Origin of the sequence: Streptomyces sp. NPDC051064 (assembly GCF_044455985.1) — a bacterium.
Lineage (GTDB): Bacteria > Actinomycetota > Actinomycetes > Streptomycetales > Streptomycetaceae > Streptomyces.
The window spans coordinates 305,202-321,586 of sequence record NZ_JBITFK010000005.1; the positions used below are offsets into that span (position 1 = coordinate 305,202).

Here is a 16,385-nt window from a genome sequence, read left to right on the forward strand (position 1 = left end):
GGAGCGGGCGGGTCGGAGCAGCACCCGGCCAGTGACTACAATCCTGTAGACGGTCTACTGAACTGTAGACGATTAACGGGGTGAGGATCGTTTCCATGACCGACTCGAAGGACGAACGCCGTCCGGCCGGCGAACTCGAAGCCGCCGTCATGGCCGCCTTGTGGGCCGCCGGCGCGCCGCTCACCCCCGCGCAGGTACAGACCGAACTCGCCTCCGACCTGGCCCGCACGACGGTCACGACGATCCTGTCGCGCCTCCATGACAAGGGCGTCGTCGACCGTGAGCGACACGGGCGCGGTTACGCCTACGTGCCGATACAGGACGCCCCCGGGCTGACCGCCCGGCGCATGCATACCGAGCTCGGCCGGGACACGGACCGCGAGTCGGTCCTCGCCCGGTTCGTCGCCCAGCTCAGCCCGGACGACGAGCGGGTGCTGCGCCTGCTGCTGGAAGGCGACGAGCAGTGATCGTCTTCTTGCTGATTCCGCTCCTGCTGCCCTTCGCCATGCCGGCACTGGCCCGGTGTGCCCTGGCCCGCCTCAACCCGGTTACCGCCCTGTGGGCACTGACCGTCTGTGCTCTGGTGTGCGCGGGCGCATGCGTGGCTGCCCTCGGAGCTCTCCTGCTGACCGGGCTGCTCAAGTTTCCCCTCTTCGCAGCGGCAGGTGACCTCATCCACCCCCTGCGTACCCCCTCGACCCTCCTCGTCCTTCCCGCCGCAGCGCTCTCCACCGGTGTCCTTACCCTTGGCGCCGGAACCCTCGTACGCTCAGCGCTGAGCCAGATCACAGCCTTGCGCACCGCCCGCGCAGACGCCGACCGGTGCCCCGCCGCCGGCGATCTCCGCGTCGTGGATTCACCCCACCCGGACGCCTACGCCTTGCCCGGCCGGCCCCACCGGGTCGTCGTCACCACCGCGATGCTGCGCAGCCTCGGCCCCCGCGAACGGGAAGCCCTCTTCGCCCACGAGCGGGCCCACAACGCCGGCGGCCACCACTACTTCCTGGCCGCCGCCGAACTCGCCGCCCACTGCCACCCCGCACTTCGCGCGACACGGGACACCATCCGGCTCGCCGCGGAACGCGCCGCCGACGAGAGCGCCGCCACCGCAGTCGGCGACCGGCGCCTGCTGGCCCGGGCCATCGCCCGCGCCGCCCTCGCCGGAAAGGCCGCACCCTCCACCCGCCCGGCCTTCGCCCCCGCCGCGACCACGGGACCCGTCCCCCAGCGGGTCGCCGCCCTCCTCACGCCCCGTGACGGCCGCTCGAACACCACCCGATGGATCATCGCCCTGTTCCTCACCATCTGCACGATCCTCCCCGTCGGCGCCGCGACCACCGGCGTCGTCGCCTTCCACCACGAAGTCGAGGTCGCCCAGGGCGAGGAGAGCCGCTGACGCGCCCGGAGAACGGCAGAGAACGCACCGCTCATACGAGCGACGCCGGCGCGGTCCTTACCGCAGCCCGGGCCGCCAGTGGGGAAAAAAGCGCCCAGAGCGTGACGCCTACCGGGCCACCTTCCCCGCGAGATCCGCCAGCTCACCGGCACCACCTCCGGCGCCATGATCGCCCAGCAGACCGCAGCGAACCTCCACATCGCCCCCGGCGACACGGTCACCATCAACAAGCAGCAGGCCGAGGTCGACGCCCAGCTCACCAACGGCGCCGACGTCACCGTGACCCAGTCGCCCGGCGTGAGCGTCGGCCCCGACGCGGGGCGATCCCTGAAGGTGGCCGGAGCCAGGCACGTCGGGCCACCGGCATCCGGATCGCCATGCTCGACCTCCGGCCCTGGTACAAGGAGCCCTCCGCCAAGGTCATCGGCCCGGCATCCGCCCGCGCGACGAAGGAAATCACCGAACGGGCCCTGGCGAAGACTCACGGCCGCGACGACTTCGGGCTGTCGGCATGAGCGCGCCGACGCCGCGTCCCGAGCGGCTCGTGCGCTCGCCGGTCGTTCTGCGCAACGGCCAGTGGTGGTTGGTCAGCGGGGCCAGCTCGATTCTCGCTGCCGATCCCACGTTCACCAGCATGCTGGACGGCTTCGCCCAGGCGATGGTCGCTGCCGACGAGGCGGTCGACGACCTCCGTGCCCGGCGAAGCGAACCTGCCGCTTCTGAGCAGGGGGGCAGCGATGAACCCGTTGCTGGGAGCCGAGCAGGCGGTACTCGGCTCCCTTCTGCGCGATCCTGGTCAGCTCTCGCGTCTTGACTGGCCGCGCCCGATCACTTCTACCGGCCGGCCCACCAGGCGCTGTTCGCCGCGCTGCGCAAGCTGACCGATGCGGTCGACGAGGCCAACTCCACGTACGGGGGCTGACCACGGTGTATGCCAGCCCGGCCCTGCGCCCGCCCGTGCCGTCGCGCGACCGCCCTCGCGCGGCCACGGCTGATACCCCCGCCCGTCACTCAGCCATCCATCGAGTACGAGCCACGCAGAGGCCGAGGACGGGATCGAGGACCCGGCCCGGCAACAGTGCCGCTCGCGGGCAGACCCCCGGCGGATTCCCAACCATCACCTCCCGCACGTTCTTATATACCCCGCCCGGGTATGTTACCGTCCCATCCATTGGTACCCCTGGGGGGTACCGGAAACGGAGAAGGGGCCATGTCAACCGCCAATCCCAAGCGCTGGTGGGCGCTAGCCGTGCTCGCCACCGCGCAGTTCATGGTGATCATGGACACGTCGATCATCGGGGTCGCGCTCCCCGAGATGCAGAAGGACCTGGGCTTCTCCCAGGGCGAGTTGCAGTGGGTGTTCAACGCCTATGTGATCGCGTTCGGCGGTCTGCTGTTGCTCGGCGGCCGACTGTCCGACCTGATCGGCGCCCGGAAAATCTTTGTCGCCGGCTGGGTCGTCATGATCGCGGGCTCCGTCGTCGCGGCAGCCGCTACCACCGCATGGGTCGAGGTCGCGGGCCGTGGCATCCAGGGCGTCGGCGGAGCACTGATCACGCCTTCCGCGATGACTCTGCTGATGATGCTCTTCGGGCACAACCCGAAGGAGCTCGGTAAGGCGATGGCCTTCTACGGAGCAGCCGCACCCGCGGGCGGCACAGCCGGCGTCTTCCTCGGCGGCGTGTTCACCGAGTGGCTGAGCTGGCCGTGGGTCTTCATCATCTACATCCCCATCGGCATCGCCACGCTGGCCGCGACCAAGCTGCTGCCCGCCGTCGCGAGCCGTCGCGGTTCGGTGGACATCACCGGCGCAGTCGCCGTCACCGCGGGTCTCGCACTTGCTGTCTTCGCCGTCGTACGCGCCCCGGAAGTCGGCTGGGGCTCGACCGGCACCGTGCTCCAGCTGGTCGGAGCGGCCGCCCTGCTGGCGCTGTTCCTGGTGATCCAAAAGTCCGTCCGCCAGCCGCTGATGCCGCTCGGAGTGTGGCGCGTGCCTCGGCTCGGCTCGGCCAACCTGGCGATGATGCTGCTGGGCGCCGCCTGGATCCCGATGTGGTACTTCCTCAACCTCTACCTTCAGCAGGTCCTCGGCTACGGGGCCTTCGCCAGCGGCGCCGCTCTCCTGCCGATGACCGTGCTGCTGATGATCTTCATGACGATGATCACGGCACGGCTGATGATGAAGTTCGGGTCCAAGCCGCTGATCGCCGGTGGTCTGCTCGTTCTCGCTGCCGGACTGCTCTGGCTGTCCGCCGTCGAGCCGACCGGCAGCTTCCTCATCGACGTATTGCCCGCGTCGCTGGTCGCTGCTCTGGGCATGTCACTGGCTTACATTCCGGCCATGATGACGGCGATGTCCGGCGTCCCGCAGGAGCAGGCGGGGCTGGCATCCGGCATCGTCAACACGACCTACCAGGTGGGCTCGGCTCTCGGCCTGGCCGCGCTGACCGCGCTCGCCACCTCTCAAGGTGCGGGCGAACTCGGCAACCTGCCGGCACTGACCGATGGGTTCAGCTCGGCGTTCATCGGTGCGGCAGCAGTCGCCGCGCTCGGCGGAGTGATCACCCTGCTCGTCATGCGCAGCGAGAAGCCGGCCGCTGCGACCGGAGCGAAGCCGTCCGCGACGCAGGGCGAGCAGGTCGGCGTATAGCCGATGGGCTGCCATGCGGCCGCAGTGACCACGTCGCCCCGGGGTCGCCCGATGTCTTCACAACGGACATCGGGCGGCCCCGTTTCCATACCCGGCACGACCCACCAACCGGAGGCGGAACAGATGGATATACGGACGCGTGCCGTGCATGTCGCCAACCGACCGACAGGCGGCGCAAGCCGCCCGTTGAGCGTTCCCATAGTGCAGTCTTCGGCCTTCTCCTTCGACTCCGCCGATGACCTGGCGGCGGCGATGGGGGACCCTGAAGGAGTGCCCGTCTACGGCCGCCGCGGCAATCCGACCGTCCGGGCACTGGAGCAGACACTCGCCGGACTCGAGGGCGGGGCGGCGGCCATGGCGACTGCCTCGGGGATGGGCGCGATCAGCGGGGTGCTCCTGGCCCTGCTACGGCCCGGAGATCACGTGATCGCGCAGCAATGCCTGTACGGCGGCACGTACTCCGTACTGGCCGATCTCGCAGACCGGTTCGAGGTCGAGGTCGAGTACATCACAGGCGAGGACGTCGGTGAGTTCGAGCGACGCGTGCAGACATCGACCCGCCTCTTGTACCTGGAGACGATCGCAAACCCCACCGGCCAGGTGCCTGACCTTCCTGGGCTGCTGACGGCCGCCCGGCGTGCGGGCGTGGTGACAGTCGTCGACAACTCCCTCGCTTCTCCGGTGCTGTGCCGCCCGGTCGAATTGGGCGCGGACATAGTTGTCCACTCAACAACGAAGTATCTGGGCGGCCACTCCGACGTACTCGGTGGTGTGACTGTCTTCGCGGACAAGGATCTGCATCACCGGGTCTGGACACGCGCCGTCGAATACGGCTCCACCGCCGACCCGTTCGCCGCGTGGCTGACCCTGCGCGGCATCCAGACGCCACCGCTGCGGATGCGGCAGCACTGTGAGAACGCGGAGGCCGTGTCGCGCCGACTCGCCCCTCACAGGTCCTTGCCAGTCGGGACCCACCACATCGTACGGGCCTACGAACAGTGGGTGACAGGTACCCCCGGCGGGTACCCTGAAAACTATGTTCGCATTCACGCGGGAAATCGCTCCGCGGGGTCGGAACGGCCCCTGCACGAAGGTCTGTGGAGTCGGAGCGGCGGAGGTGGTACTGCTCCGCCAGGTCCTTGGCTTGTGCCTACGCCTCAGCGTCCACCTGTCCGGCGACTGCCCTTCACTCAAGGCTGGTTGAGCTCTGGCCCTTTACCGGCCGACCCGGAAGCCGGGCGCGGCCTGGCCATGGACGCTTGACCGACTCGCCCCACCTGGCCGCCAATGCCACGATCGCCCGTCACCCGTGTCGGCAACGGTCCCGTTGTCGCCGGCAGCCGGGTCGGCGTCCGGCCGGGGGCACCATGACCCCTTACCCGCGCCCGCGAGTCGAGGTTGACAATATACCCCCCGGGGGTACCCTGGTCAGGACAAGCCGCCCCTTCATGAGCGGCTCCGTAATCCTGGGGAGACACGTCATGAACACAGGCCTGAAGATCACAGCCTTCGCTGCCGCGCTCGCCGCGACATTCGGCACCGCGTACGGCGTGGGCAAGGGCGTCGACCCCGTCGTCGGGGGCGAGCAGACCGCGGCACACGACGAGCACGGAGAGGCCAGGACCAGCGAAACCGGCGAAGGTGGCGGACACGGCGGGCACCAGACCGCCCCGGCGGGCGGACTGCAGGTCTCGGAAGGCGGCTACACCCTCGCCCTTGAAACCTCGCGCATCACCGCCGGAAACGGAACGAAGCTCCGCTTCTCTGTTCAGGACGAGAACGGGCGCAAGATCACCGCGTTCGAACGCGAGCACGGCAAGGAACTGCACTTCATCGTCGCCTCGCGCGATCTGACCGCCTATCGGCACCTGCACCCGACGCGCGCGGCCGACGGCACTTGGAGCACATCCGCCGACCTGCCCACTGCCGGCGCCTACCGGGCCTTCGCCGACTTCAAGCCCGCCGCGAAGGACGCAGAAGGCGTGACACTCGGGGCCGACCTGGCCGTGTCAGGCACATACGCCCCCGCCAAGATGCCCGCGCCCGCCGGAACCGCGAAGGTCGACGGCTACGAGGTCACCCTCAACGGAGGCCTGCGTCCCGGAAAGAGCGGTGAGCTCAGCCTGGAGGTCGCCAAGAACGGCAAGCCGGTCACCAATCTTCAGCCCTACCTAGGCGCGTACGGACACCTCGTCGCCCTGCGGTCCGGCGACCTCGCCTACCTGCACGTCCACCCCAACGGCGAACCCGGCGACGGCAGCACCAAGCCCGGCCCGCAGATCTCATTCACTGCGACTGCGCCGAGTTCGGGGAGCTACCGACTCTTCCTCGACTTCCAGCACGAAGGCAAGGTCCGCACCGCCGCCTTCACCGTCGAGGCAGGGAAGGCGACCGTCAGCGCCGAGCCGAGCCCGGACAAGGACCCGGAGGAATCCCCCAGCCACAAGCACTGAACGAATGCCTCGCAGACATGGGGCGCGACATCTTCTCCGGTCAGTCCCACGCCGCTCCTTGCCGCGATGTTCGATGCGATGACACGCACGCCCCGCCGCCCGGGTCGGTCACGAGCATGTCCGACCAGCCCGGCCCAGCGAAGCCCGTAGGCGCACCTGCTCCGCACGATCACCGTTCCGCTTGCGGCCTCCCTGGACTCGTCCCGCTTGCGCAGAGTGGAGTTCACTTCGCCGCAGGAACGGCAGCGGTGCCGACCACTGCCGTGGCCGCGGAGCCCGCGGCGGCCGAGTTCCTGACCGCACCGTCGGGCACGAGCAGATCGCTGATAGCCCGATCCGGCCGCTCAACGCTGACCAGCGTCTGTCAGTGGCGCATCTGAACCTCTCGCCGCGGCCGGGCAACCAGCCGCCGCATGCCTGTCGCCAGGGTTGGCGTCGCCCTGCCCTGAACCGCCGGCATGCGCCATGAGCGAGTACACGATGCGCATCACCGAATGAGAGCGGAACAATGCATTCCTCGGCGCCTGATCTGACACCCCCCACCCGCTCCGCCCTGTCCGGGCTGGTTGGCAACACCCCTCTGCTTCGTATCTCGGAGCCTCTCGCCCCGGCGGGGCGAGGCTTCTGGGCGAAACTGGAGGGTTTCAATCCCGGAGGCATCAAGGGCCGTCCGGGACTGCACATGGTCGAACGGGCCCGTGCTCGCGCCGAGCTGAGGCCGGGGGCACGGATCATCGAGTCCACCAGCGGCACGCTCGGCCTCGGCCTGTCCCTCGCCGGCATGGTCTACGGCCACCCGGTCACCCTGGTCACCGATCCGGGGCTGGAGGCCTCCATGACGCGGTTGCTGGCCGCGTACGGAGCTCAAGTCGACGTCGTATCCGAGCCGCACCCCGCCGGCGGCTGGCAGCAAGCCCGGCGCGACAGGCCGTCGCCCCCGACGTGCCGCTGGAGACCAGCCCGTCCTGAGGGCCCGGCCCTGGCCGATGCCCTGCTGCACGGCGAGCGCCGCCACACCGGCCGCGTAGCGTGGCCCAGCTCTTGGAGCAGCACCCCGACTCATGGTCCCCGGACCAGTACGACAACCCCGACAACACTTCGGCCTACCCCGCTGGCACTCGAACTCGCCACCGAACTCGGGCACATCGACGCGCTGGTGTGCAGTGTGGGCACCGGTGGTCACTCCGCCGGCATCTCCCGCGTGCTGCGGCAGCTCCATCCCGACCTGACACTCGTGGGAGTGGACACCATCGGTTCCACCATCTTCGGCCAGCCCGCCAGGCCCCGGCTGATGCGAGGGCTTGGCTCGAGCATCCATCCCCGCAACGTCGCCTACGACCATTTCTCCGAAGTGCACTGGGTCGCTCCGGCCGAAGCGGTGTGGTCCTGCCGTCAGCTAGCCACCTCTCACTACGCCACCGGTGGATGGAGCGTCGGCTCCGTGGCCCTGGTCGCGGGCTGGCTGTCTCGCACCATGCCCCCGGACACCCGGATCGCGGCGGTCTTCCCCGACGGGCCGCAGCGCTATCTCGGCACGGTCTACGACGACGACTACTGCAAGGCCCACGGCCTTCTCGACTCACCGCCCGCAGCCGAACCCGAGGTGATCGGCCGCCTGGACGAGAAGGAAGTAACCCGGTGGACCCGGTGCACCGCCGTCGTCGACCCGCTCGCGCTTGACGACGCGGTGCGGAACACGGACATGATGGGTGTTGCCTACAGCCCCGAGCCGGCCGGGCCCGAGCCGAAGGACCGGGTCTGATGAAGGGCACCTTCGCGCAGGTCCGTACCTACGAGCGCAGTGTTCAGCTGCTGATGATCAACCAGTTCACGATCAACTTCGGCTTCTACATGCTGATGCCCTACCTGGCAACGCATTTGGCCGGCCCACTCGGACTCGCGGGGTGGCTCGTCGGACTGATCCTCGGCGTACGCAACTTCAGCCAGCAAGGCATGTTCCTGGTCGGCGGGGCCCTGGCAGACCGCTTTGGCTACAAGCCCATGATCATTGCGGGCATGGTGCTGCGCATTGTCGGGTTCTCGACACTCGGGCTGGTCGACTCCGTGGCCGCGCTCATCGCCGCTTCCGCCGCGACAGGCCTGGCCGACGCCCTGTTCAACCCAGCCACCCGGGCGTACTTGGCCGCAGACGCGGGCGAACGCAGGGTCGAAGCTTTCGCTTTTTTCAACGTCTTCTACCAGGCCGGCATCCTGTTGGGCCCACTGGTGGGGATGGTGCTGACCGGGGTCGACTTCCGCGTCACCTGCCTGGTCGCCGCAGGAATCTTCGCCGTGCTCAGCGCTGTGCAGGTCGGAGCACTGCCCGCTCGCCAGGGCAATGACACAACCAGCGAGGAGGGCAGCCGACGCGAGAACGTGCTCACCCAGTGGCGCGGCATGCTGGCCAATCGGCCCTTCCTGCTCTTCTCCACAGCCATGATCGGCTCGTACGTCATGTCCTTCCAGGTCTACCTGGCACTCCCGCTCGAAGTCCGGCGCCTGGGAGGCGAAGGCCGGTTCGGCACGGCGGCGGTCGCGGCGATGTTCGCCGTCTCCGGGCTGAGCACGATTCTTTTCCAGACGAGGGTCACTGCGTGGTGCAAGGCCCGCATGGAAGCCGGACGGGCGCTGACCTGGGGAGTTCTGACCATGGCGGTGGGCTTCGTTCCTCTGCTGGCAGCGACAGCAGTACCACTGCCGGATCACGGAGTCGGCTTGTGGCTGCTGGCCGCAGTGCCACCGATGCTGTCCGCGCCGCTGCTGGCACTTGGCACCATGATCGCTTATCCATTCGAGATGGATACGATTATTCGCCTCTCGGGTGACCGTTTGGTGGCCACCCACTACGGGCTCTACAACACCATCTGCGGCATCGGGATCACGTTGGGTAATCTGCTCACGGGCGTAGCACTGGATTCGGCCCGCGCCGCCGGGATGTCCGCGCTGCCGTGGCTGGCGCTCCTCGCCCTGGGCCTGGTGTGCAGCGCCGCTCTGTATGGGCTGCACCGCACCGGACGCCTGGCGCCGCCGATGGCGGTGACCATGACCCAGATCGCCGAGAAGGCGGGGACCGGGCGCGCTCCTTCACCGGGGTGAGCACGCCGACCACGCGCAGCAGCAGCTCATCGACCTGTTCCGAGAGCTGCTGACCGAGGTGGCCACGACCGGAGGGCTACGGGCAGACGCCGCACCCGACGAGCTCGCGACGTACTGCCTCCACGCCCTCGGCACCGCCGGCACACTGCAGTCCGAAGCCGCAGTCCACCGTCTTGTCGCAGTCACTCTCACCGGGCTCCGCCGCCCGCGCTGAGACCGCCACCTCGCCGCCACCTGTTCGACATCCGGCCGTCCGGGCGCTCCGGCCCGGCCCTGGACGCCGTCCGTCCGCGGAGAGGCGCACCGTTGACCGACGAGCGGTGCTGGCTCATAGTCCGCGCTATCACAAGCAGCACGGCGGCTGACGAAGTACTCCGCCAGCCGCCGTCGGTGACGGCTCAGCTCTTGCCGAGCATCTTGTTCATCTGCTCGATCTCGGCCGTCTGGGCCTTGACAACTTCGTCGGCCAGCTTCTTGGCGGGACCGTACGTGCCGTCGGCCTTCTCGGTCTCGGCCATTTCGATGGCGCCCTCGTGATGCTTGATCATCATCTCGGCGAACTGGGTGTCGAACTCGGCGCCCTTGGCCCCCTCCAGCTTGTCCATGTCCTCGCTGGTCATCATGCCGGGCATGGAGGAGGCCATGTCGTGACCCATGCCGGACATGTCGGCGGGTACTTCCTCGCCCCACGAGGTGAGCCAGCCGGACATGGTCTTGATCTCGGGGCCCTGGGCTCCCTTGATCTTCGCGGCCAGCTCCTTGGTCCCCTCGGACGCAGCCCTGGTGTCGGCCAGTTCGGCCATCTCCACCGCCTGGCGGTGGTGCTGAATCATCTCTTTGGCGAAGGAGACGTCTGCTGCGTTGTGATCGCCCGCCTCGGAGGAAGCGGCGGCCGACGGAGACGAACTGGACCCGCCCATGGAACCCATGTCGTGACCCCCCTCGCCGCCACAGGCGGCGAGGACCAGAGCGGCCACACCTGCGGCAGCAACGAGGGCAGTACGGCGGATCATCTTGCGGTGAGCGTTCATGCGGTAACTCCTGGATCGTTCCGGGGAAAGGCATGGCGATGGGCGTCAACACGCCCGAGATCCCGGCTAGGGGCTCGGCTGCGGTGACGAGTGGCCTCGCCTATATCCGTAGGAGTTGCAGCTCAGCCAGAGAGGGAGGAGCCCGGCTTCCCTCGGTGCTGCCGCAGGGGGCGGTGGCCATCTCCTGGCCGCGTGGGACGTCACCGATCGTTGACGGCAGAGGGGCGGGAAGCACTGGGGAGCCCGCGACCGCGCCCGACGAGCAGGTCGCATCGGCGTGCTCCGGATGCCCGCTTCCCCCGCCACTGTCGCGCCCACACTCTTCTGGCAGGTCTATGACCGCCACCACATGGGCGGCCTCATTGCCGAGGGAGTGGGGGTTCATCTGCGCAGCGGCCGGCACCCAACCGAGGCCGTGCATCCCCAGCAACCCAATGAGCAGGCCGAGCACCAGCAGCCCGCGCTGCAGCAACCGAGGTCGCGGCACCGTGAGCAGCTCGTGACGTGGCATGGCCCATCGTAAACACAGCGGGCACGCGTCCACCGCCCGCCGATCCGGGCACGGACGCCTGGCGCCACCATACGCGCGGTCTACTATGTGCTTACGTACTACGCTGTTGGAAGGATCGAGCCATGCGTCGGCTGGGGGAACTCGAAGCGGAAATCATGGACCGCTTCTGGCGGTGGGACCGCCCGGCTACGGTGCGAGAGATCGTCGATGACATCAACGAGCAGCGCCCCATCGCGTACACGACCGTGATGACCGTCACCAACATCCTCTTCCACAAGGGTTACCTCCTGCGTGGGAAGGAGGGACGGGCCTGGCTGTATACGGCCGTACGCAGCCGCGAGGCGTACTCAGCGGCTCTGATGGAGGACGCGCTCGGGGCCAGCGAGGACCGGCCCACAGCTCTGGTGCACTTCGTCGAGAACATGTCCGACGACGAGGTCGCCGCTCTGCGGAAGGCCCTGCGCAACGTGGGGCGACGGACGAAGACGTGAACTCCGCGCCCGTTCTCATCGGCTACACGGCGGCTGTCGGCTTCCTCGCCCCCCGGATCCTGCTCCGCAGTGCCTGGCCGCACCGGGCGCCCGCCCTGGCTGTGGCCACCTGGCACGCGCTGGCCGCCTCATTCTCCATCTCCGCAGCTCTGACTGCCTATCAGCTGGCCGCGCCGACTGAGCACCTCCATGCCGGTCTCGTGGGCCTGCTGCACACCTGCGGCCTGGGAAGCGAGGCGGCCACCGCCGATCCGAACGTGGTCGAACGGCTGGCGATCGCGCTGCCTGGCGCGGTGATCCTGGCTTTGGCAGCGAGCTTTGCCTTCCACACGATCCGCGCCTCCCGGGCACGACGCAGACATCGCGACGCACTGGACAAGGTCGGAACCCGTTCCGACCGCCTGCGCGCCACCGTGCTGTCGCACGACACCCCGGCCGCCTACTGCCTGCCCGGCCGTCGCTCGCGGATCGTCGTCAGTGACGCTGCCGTCCGGCTGCTCTCCGCCGAACAGCTCGACGCAGTCCTGGAACATGAGCGAGCTCACGTCTCGGGCCGCCACCACCTGATGATCGCCGCCATGGACGCCTTCGCCTCCGTCTTTCGGTGGGTGCCCCTGGCCCGCCATGCCAAGGAGCAAACCGCGATGCTCCTGGAAATGGTCGCTGACGACAGGGCGCTGCGTATCCACGAACACGAGGTGCTCGCGACCGCGGTGTACGAGATGGCAGCGAACCGTGCACCCAGGGGCGCCCTTGGCGCCGGCGGGCACACGGCACTGATCCGCATGCAGCGGATACTGGGAAGGCGACGCAGCACCCATCCAGCATTCCGCGGGTCTGTGGCCGCCATGGCCTCGGCCATCCCGCTGCTGCCTCTGTTGGTCGCCTGCCCTCCCGGCCTGTGATCGTGCCGGCGACGTCACTCCGCGTGAGCCAGGGGGCCACTTGTGACTCCTTCTACTTCGACCTGCTTTCGCCCGTCGCCTCCTGACCGATCCCGGCGCGTTGTTCGGCAGCCTTGAGAGCCTGCGCCACAGGGTGATGCAGACGCCCCCTGTGGCCCGAGCTGATGCTTTCGTGTCAGGAGCGTACGAGCCGGGCGATGGCCCGTGATGCTTCGTCGATCTTCTCCTTCGCCTCGTCGCCACCTTTGCCGATGGCTTCGCTGACACAGCAGTTGAGGTGATCGTCGAGGAGGGCCAGAGCGCAGGACTGCAGGGCCGCATTGGTCGCGGAGACCTGGGTCAGTACGTCGATGCAGTACGTGTCTTGTTCCACCATGCGCTGAAGGCCACGGACTTGGCCCTCGATCCGGCGCAGGCGTTGGAGAACACTGTCCTTCTGTTGCTCGTAGCCGTTCACTGACGCCTCATCTCCATGCTGACGTGCGTTCGGAAGCTGATGTTTGCGAAGAAAGCGGGGAAGGCTGAGGCTGTTTGCCTCAGCCCTCCCCGATCGAGCAGTGCACCTGGCGGTGCTACCTCAGACTGCAGCGCGGAAGCTCCTGAGCCGGAGGCTGTTGCCTACGACGAAGACCGAGGAGAAAGCCATTGCCGCTCCGGCGATCATCGGGTTGAGCAGGCCGGATGCGGCCAGCGGCAGGGCGGCGACGTTGTAGGCGAAGGCCCAGAAGAGGTTGGACTTGATCGTGCCGAGCGTCTTACGGGAAAGCCGGATGGCATCGGCCGCGGTACGCAGGTCTCCTCGTACGAGGGTGAGGTCGCCGGCTTCGATGGCGGCGTCGGTGCCGGTGCCCATGGCCAGGCCGAGGTCGGCCTGAGCAAGGGCGGCGGCGTCGTTGACGCCGTCGCCGACCATGGCCACCGAACGCCCCTCGGCCTGGAGTCGCTTGACGACGTCGACCTTGTCCTGGGGCATGACCTCCGCGATGACTTCGTCGATGCCCACTTCCTTGGCCACCGAGTCCGCCACCGCCTGGTTGTCGCCGGTCAGCAGGATCGGTGTCAGGCCGAGGGCACGCAGCCGCCTGATGGCTTCGGCGCTGGTGTCCTTGACCGCGTCGGCGACCTCGAGGACCGCGCGGGCCTCACCGTCCCAGGCCACGGCGATGGCCGTGCGGCCGGCCGCCTCGGCCGCGCCCTTGGCGCGCTGCAGCGCCACGGGCAGCTCCATCGCCCATTCGGAGAGCAGCTTCTCCCGGCCGACGAGGACCGCGTGCCCGTCGACGATGCCTTGGACGCCCAGGCCTGCGATGTTCGCGAAGTCCTCGGGAGTGGGCAGGGTGCCTACCTTCGTGATGGCGCCGGTGGCGACGGCCTGGGCGATGGGGTGCTCAGAGGCGTGTTCCAGGGCTCCGGCCAGTCGCAGGACCTCGTTCTCGTCCTGGCCGTCGGCGGTGTGGACGGCGAGCAGGGTCATCTTGCCGGTGGTGACTGTGCCGGTCTTGTCCAGGAGGATGGTGTCGACCTTGCGGGTGGTCTCCAGGACTTCGGGTCCCTTGATGAGGATGCCCAGCTGGGCGCCGCGTCCGGTGCCGACCATGAGGGCGGTGGGCGTGGCCAGACCCAGGGCGCAGGGGCAGGCGATGATGAGTACGGCGACGGCTGCGGTGAACGCGGCGGTCAGGCCGGATCCGTTGCCGAGCCAGAAGCCGAGGGTGCCCAGGGCGAGGGCGATCACGACGGGGACGAAGACCGCGGAGATCTTGTCGGCGAGGCGCTGTGCGGCGGCCTTGCCGTTCTGCGCGTCCTCCACCAGCCTGGCCATCCGGGCGAGCTGCGTGTCGGCGCCGATGCGGGTGGCCTTGACGACGAGTCGGCCGCCCGCGTTGAGGGTGGCCCCGGTGACGGAGTCGCCGACGCCGACCTCGACGGGGACGGATTCGCCGGTGAGCATCGAGGCGTCCACGGCGGAGGAACCCTCCACGACGGTGCCGTCCGTGGCGATCTTCTCGCCGGGGCGGACCAGGAAGCGGTCACCGGTCTGCAGCTCGGCCGTCGGAATGGTCTCCTCGCGGTCACCGCGCAGGACCGTGACCTCCTTGGCTCCCAGCTCCAGCAACGCCTTCAGCGCGGCGCCCGCCTTGCGCTTGGAACGGCCCTCGAAGTAGCGCCCGGCCAGGATGAACGCGGTGACACCGGCCGCCGCCTCCAGATAGATGTTCCCCGCCCCGTCACTGCGGGAAATCGTCAGCTCGAAGGCGTGGGTCATACCCGGCGTGCCGGCCGTACCGAAGAACAGGGCCCACAGCGACCACAGGAACGCCGCCGATGTCCCGACCGAGATGAGTGTGTCCATCGTCGCCGCGCCGTGCCGGGCGTTGGTCCAGGCCGCGCGGTGGAAAGGCCAGGCGGCGTACGTAACGACCGGTGCGGTCAGGGTCAGCGACAGCCACTGCCAGTACTCGATCTGAAGTGCCGGAATCATGGCCATGGCGATGACGGGGACCGAGAGGATGACCGCGGTGATCAACCGCTGCCTCAGCGGGCGCAGCGCGTCCGGCGCGTCGGCCGCGTCGTCGTCGCCGGGCCCGCCGCCGGTACGTAGCGCAGCGAGCTCCTGCGCGGAGTAGCCGGTCGCCTCGACCGTGGCAATCAGGTCCTGGACGGAGACGTCCTCGCCGCGGTAGGTGACTTTCGCCTTCTCGGTGGAGTAGTTGACGGTGGCCTCGACACCGTCCATCCGGTTCAGCTTCTTCTCGATACGGGCGGCGCACGAGGCGCAGGTCATGCCGCCGATGGCGAGTTCGACCTCGGCGGCAACGGCGCCGGTCGTCGTGGTGGACATCTCTACTCCTCGAACTGGTGGTGAATGGGGCAGGGCCGCCGGGCTCGGGCACAAGGTCCGGGCCCGACGGACGCGGCGACCGGTCAGGCGCGCCCGGTGAGCTCGTATCCCGCCTCGTCGACCGTGCTGGCGATGAGTGCGTCGTCGGGCTCTCCCCCGGTGGTGACGCTGACCCGTCCGGCGCTGACGTCGACGTCGACGGCAAGGACGTTGTCGAGCGCGCCGATCTCGCGGGTGAGCGTGGTCTTGCAGTGACCGCAGGTCATGCCCGCGACCGCGTACACAGTGGTGTGGCTGTCGGCAACGACCGTGGTTCCGGTCTGCGCTGCGCCGGTGGAGCAGCTGTTGTCAGGTGTACAGCACGACATGTTTTCTTCTCCTCGAAGCCGACTCATACCCCCTGGGGGTACCTGCTTGAGCCATGTATACCCCCCACCGGTATAAAGGGCAAGTGTTCACTACGTGCCGGCCCGGTGCGCAGGAGCCGATTTGCGCGCAGGGCACAGTGATGCCCGACGAGAGGTGAGCCGGAAGCTGTGTCGGCCGCACCGATGAAGCCCGATGAGGACGATCAACGACCGTGGGCCCGTGGCCCCTTACACCTCGAAGTGCTGCTTGAGCACTGGACGCCACTGAAGGACGAGACGCGCGGCCCGACGCGACTGAGGCTCGCCGAGCTACGCCGGCCTGCCTGGGTGCCGGCGACGACGAACGCGGACGGGACGACCGCCATCGCGGCGTGCAGCGGGCCGGCCGAGTTGGCGGAGGTGTCGCTGCGGCGCGCGGTCAGGACCGACCAGTACAGCCACGCCGACAGCACGCCGTCAGTTTGCTGCACGAACCTGAGGATGGTTGAACCGCGACCGGCGTGTTCTTCGATGATGCCCGCGACCGCGGCGACTGTCAGGGCGGGCAGGCTCGGGCCACATCCGAGGCTCGTGAGAGGTATGCCGGGCAGCACGCCGGATACGTGGCTGCCGATCGGCGACACGCCGGACAGCCACCTCGGC

The 16,385-nt window shown here is 68.7% G+C and carries 15 protein-coding genes and 1 pseudogene; 10 read left to right on the forward strand and 6 right to left on the reverse strand.

The features are described 5' to 3' along the window. Positions 1 to 95 precede the first annotated feature (95 nt). The 8 genes and pseudogenes from ACIBCU_RS19560 (at position 96) to ACIBCU_RS19595 (ending at position 9,595) form a co-directional block, all read left to right on the forward strand. Positions 96 to 467, forward strand: a complete 372-nt coding sequence (locus tag ACIBCU_RS19560) for a BlaI/MecI/CopY family transcriptional regulator (RefSeq protein WP_362932337.1) — start codon at positions 96 to 98, stop codon at positions 465 to 467. Further along, positions 464 to 1,396: a M56 family metallopeptidase gene (locus tag ACIBCU_RS19565; protein ID WP_399232686.1), complete on the forward strand. Its 933-nt coding sequence runs from the start codon at positions 464 to 466 to the stop codon at positions 1,394 to 1,396. Before ACIBCU_RS19560 ends, ACIBCU_RS19565 begins: the two co-directional genes overlap by 4 nt. Positions 1,397 to 1,773: 377 nt before the next feature. Then, positions 1,774 to 1,911, forward strand: a complete 138-nt coding sequence (locus ACIBCU_RS19570) for a hypothetical protein (RefSeq protein WP_362932341.1) — start codon at positions 1,774 to 1,776, stop codon at positions 1,909 to 1,911. 695 nt (positions 1,912 to 2,606) lie between these two features. Continuing rightward, positions 2,607 to 4,046, forward strand: coding sequence for an MFS transporter (locus ACIBCU_RS19575; protein WP_362932343.1), 1,440 nt, complete (start codon positions 2,607 to 2,609; stop codon positions 4,044 to 4,046). Between the two features lie 123 nt (positions 4,047 to 4,169). After that, the gene (locus ACIBCU_RS19580) at positions 4,170 to 5,309 is read left to right on the forward strand and encodes a trans-sulfuration enzyme family protein (RefSeq protein WP_399232689.1); all 1,140 of its coding nucleotides are present in this window, start codon (positions 4,170 to 4,172) and stop codon (positions 5,307 to 5,309) included. Positions 5,310 to 5,527: 218 nt separating this feature from the next. Beyond that, on the forward strand, positions 5,528 to 6,499 hold the full coding sequence (locus tag ACIBCU_RS19585) for a hypothetical protein (protein WP_399232691.1): 972 nt from the start codon (positions 5,528 to 5,530) through the stop codon (positions 6,497 to 6,499). A gap of 508 nt (positions 6,500 to 7,007) precedes the next feature. After that, positions 7,008 to 8,261 (forward strand): annotated as a pseudogene (locus ACIBCU_RS19590) (PLP-dependent cysteine synthase family protein). Continuing rightward, positions 8,261 to 9,595 (forward strand): MFS transporter, encoded by a 1,335-nt coding sequence (locus ACIBCU_RS19595; protein ID WP_399232693.1) that lies wholly within the window; start codon positions 8,261 to 8,263, stop codon positions 9,593 to 9,595. Before ACIBCU_RS19590 ends, ACIBCU_RS19595 begins: the two are co-directional and overlap by 1 nt. A gap of 398 nt (positions 9,596 to 9,993) precedes the next feature. Here the strand turns inward: ACIBCU_RS19595 and ACIBCU_RS19600 are convergent, their stop codons facing one another. Then, positions 9,994 to 10,626, reverse strand: coding sequence for a DUF305 domain-containing protein (locus ACIBCU_RS19600; RefSeq protein ID WP_399232695.1), 633 nt, complete (start codon positions 10,624 to 10,626; stop codon positions 9,994 to 9,996). A gap of 100 nt (positions 10,627 to 10,726) precedes the next feature. Next, positions 10,727 to 11,137: a DUF6153 family protein gene (locus ACIBCU_RS19605; protein WP_399232697.1), complete on the reverse strand. Its 411-nt coding sequence runs from the start codon at positions 11,135 to 11,137 to the stop codon at positions 10,727 to 10,729. A 122-nt stretch (positions 11,138 to 11,259) separates the two neighbouring features. On the opposite strand from ACIBCU_RS19605, the gene ACIBCU_RS19610 reads away from it, so the two are divergent. Further along, positions 11,260 to 11,628, forward strand: a complete 369-nt coding sequence (locus tag ACIBCU_RS19610; protein WP_362932357.1) for a BlaI/MecI/CopY family transcriptional regulator — start codon at positions 11,260 to 11,262, stop codon at positions 11,626 to 11,628. Continuing rightward, on the forward strand, positions 11,625 to 12,533 hold the full coding sequence (locus ACIBCU_RS19615; RefSeq protein ID WP_362932360.1) for a M56 family metallopeptidase: 909 nt from the start codon (positions 11,625 to 11,627) through the stop codon (positions 12,531 to 12,533). The genes ACIBCU_RS19610 and ACIBCU_RS19615 overlap by 4 nt, the downstream gene beginning before the upstream one ends. A gap of 175 nt (positions 12,534 to 12,708) precedes the next feature. Here ACIBCU_RS19615 and ACIBCU_RS19620 read toward each other — a convergent pair whose 3' ends face one another. From ACIBCU_RS19620 to ACIBCU_RS19635, 4 genes are all read right to left on the reverse strand, one after another. Next, positions 12,709 to 12,990, reverse strand: coding sequence for a metal-sensitive transcriptional regulator (locus ACIBCU_RS19620; protein ID WP_399232700.1), 282 nt, complete (start codon positions 12,988 to 12,990; stop codon positions 12,709 to 12,711). 120 nt (positions 12,991 to 13,110) lie between these two features. Further along, a complete protein-coding gene (locus ACIBCU_RS19625; protein WP_399232702.1) occupies positions 13,111 to 15,375 on the reverse strand; it encodes a heavy metal translocating P-type ATPase in 2,265 nt (754 codons plus the stop codon). Between the two features lie 83 nt (positions 15,376 to 15,458). After that, complete coding sequence (locus tag ACIBCU_RS19630) at positions 15,459 to 15,743, reverse strand: heavy-metal-associated domain-containing protein (RefSeq protein WP_399232704.1); 285 nt, start codon at positions 15,741 to 15,743, stop codon at positions 15,459 to 15,461. A gap of 203 nt (positions 15,744 to 15,946) precedes the next feature. Further along, positions 15,947 to 16,366 (reverse strand): hypothetical protein, encoded by a 420-nt coding sequence (locus ACIBCU_RS19635; protein ID WP_399232706.1) that lies wholly within the window; start codon positions 16,364 to 16,366, stop codon positions 15,947 to 15,949. Between the last annotated feature and the right edge of the window lie 19 nt (positions 16,367 to 16,385).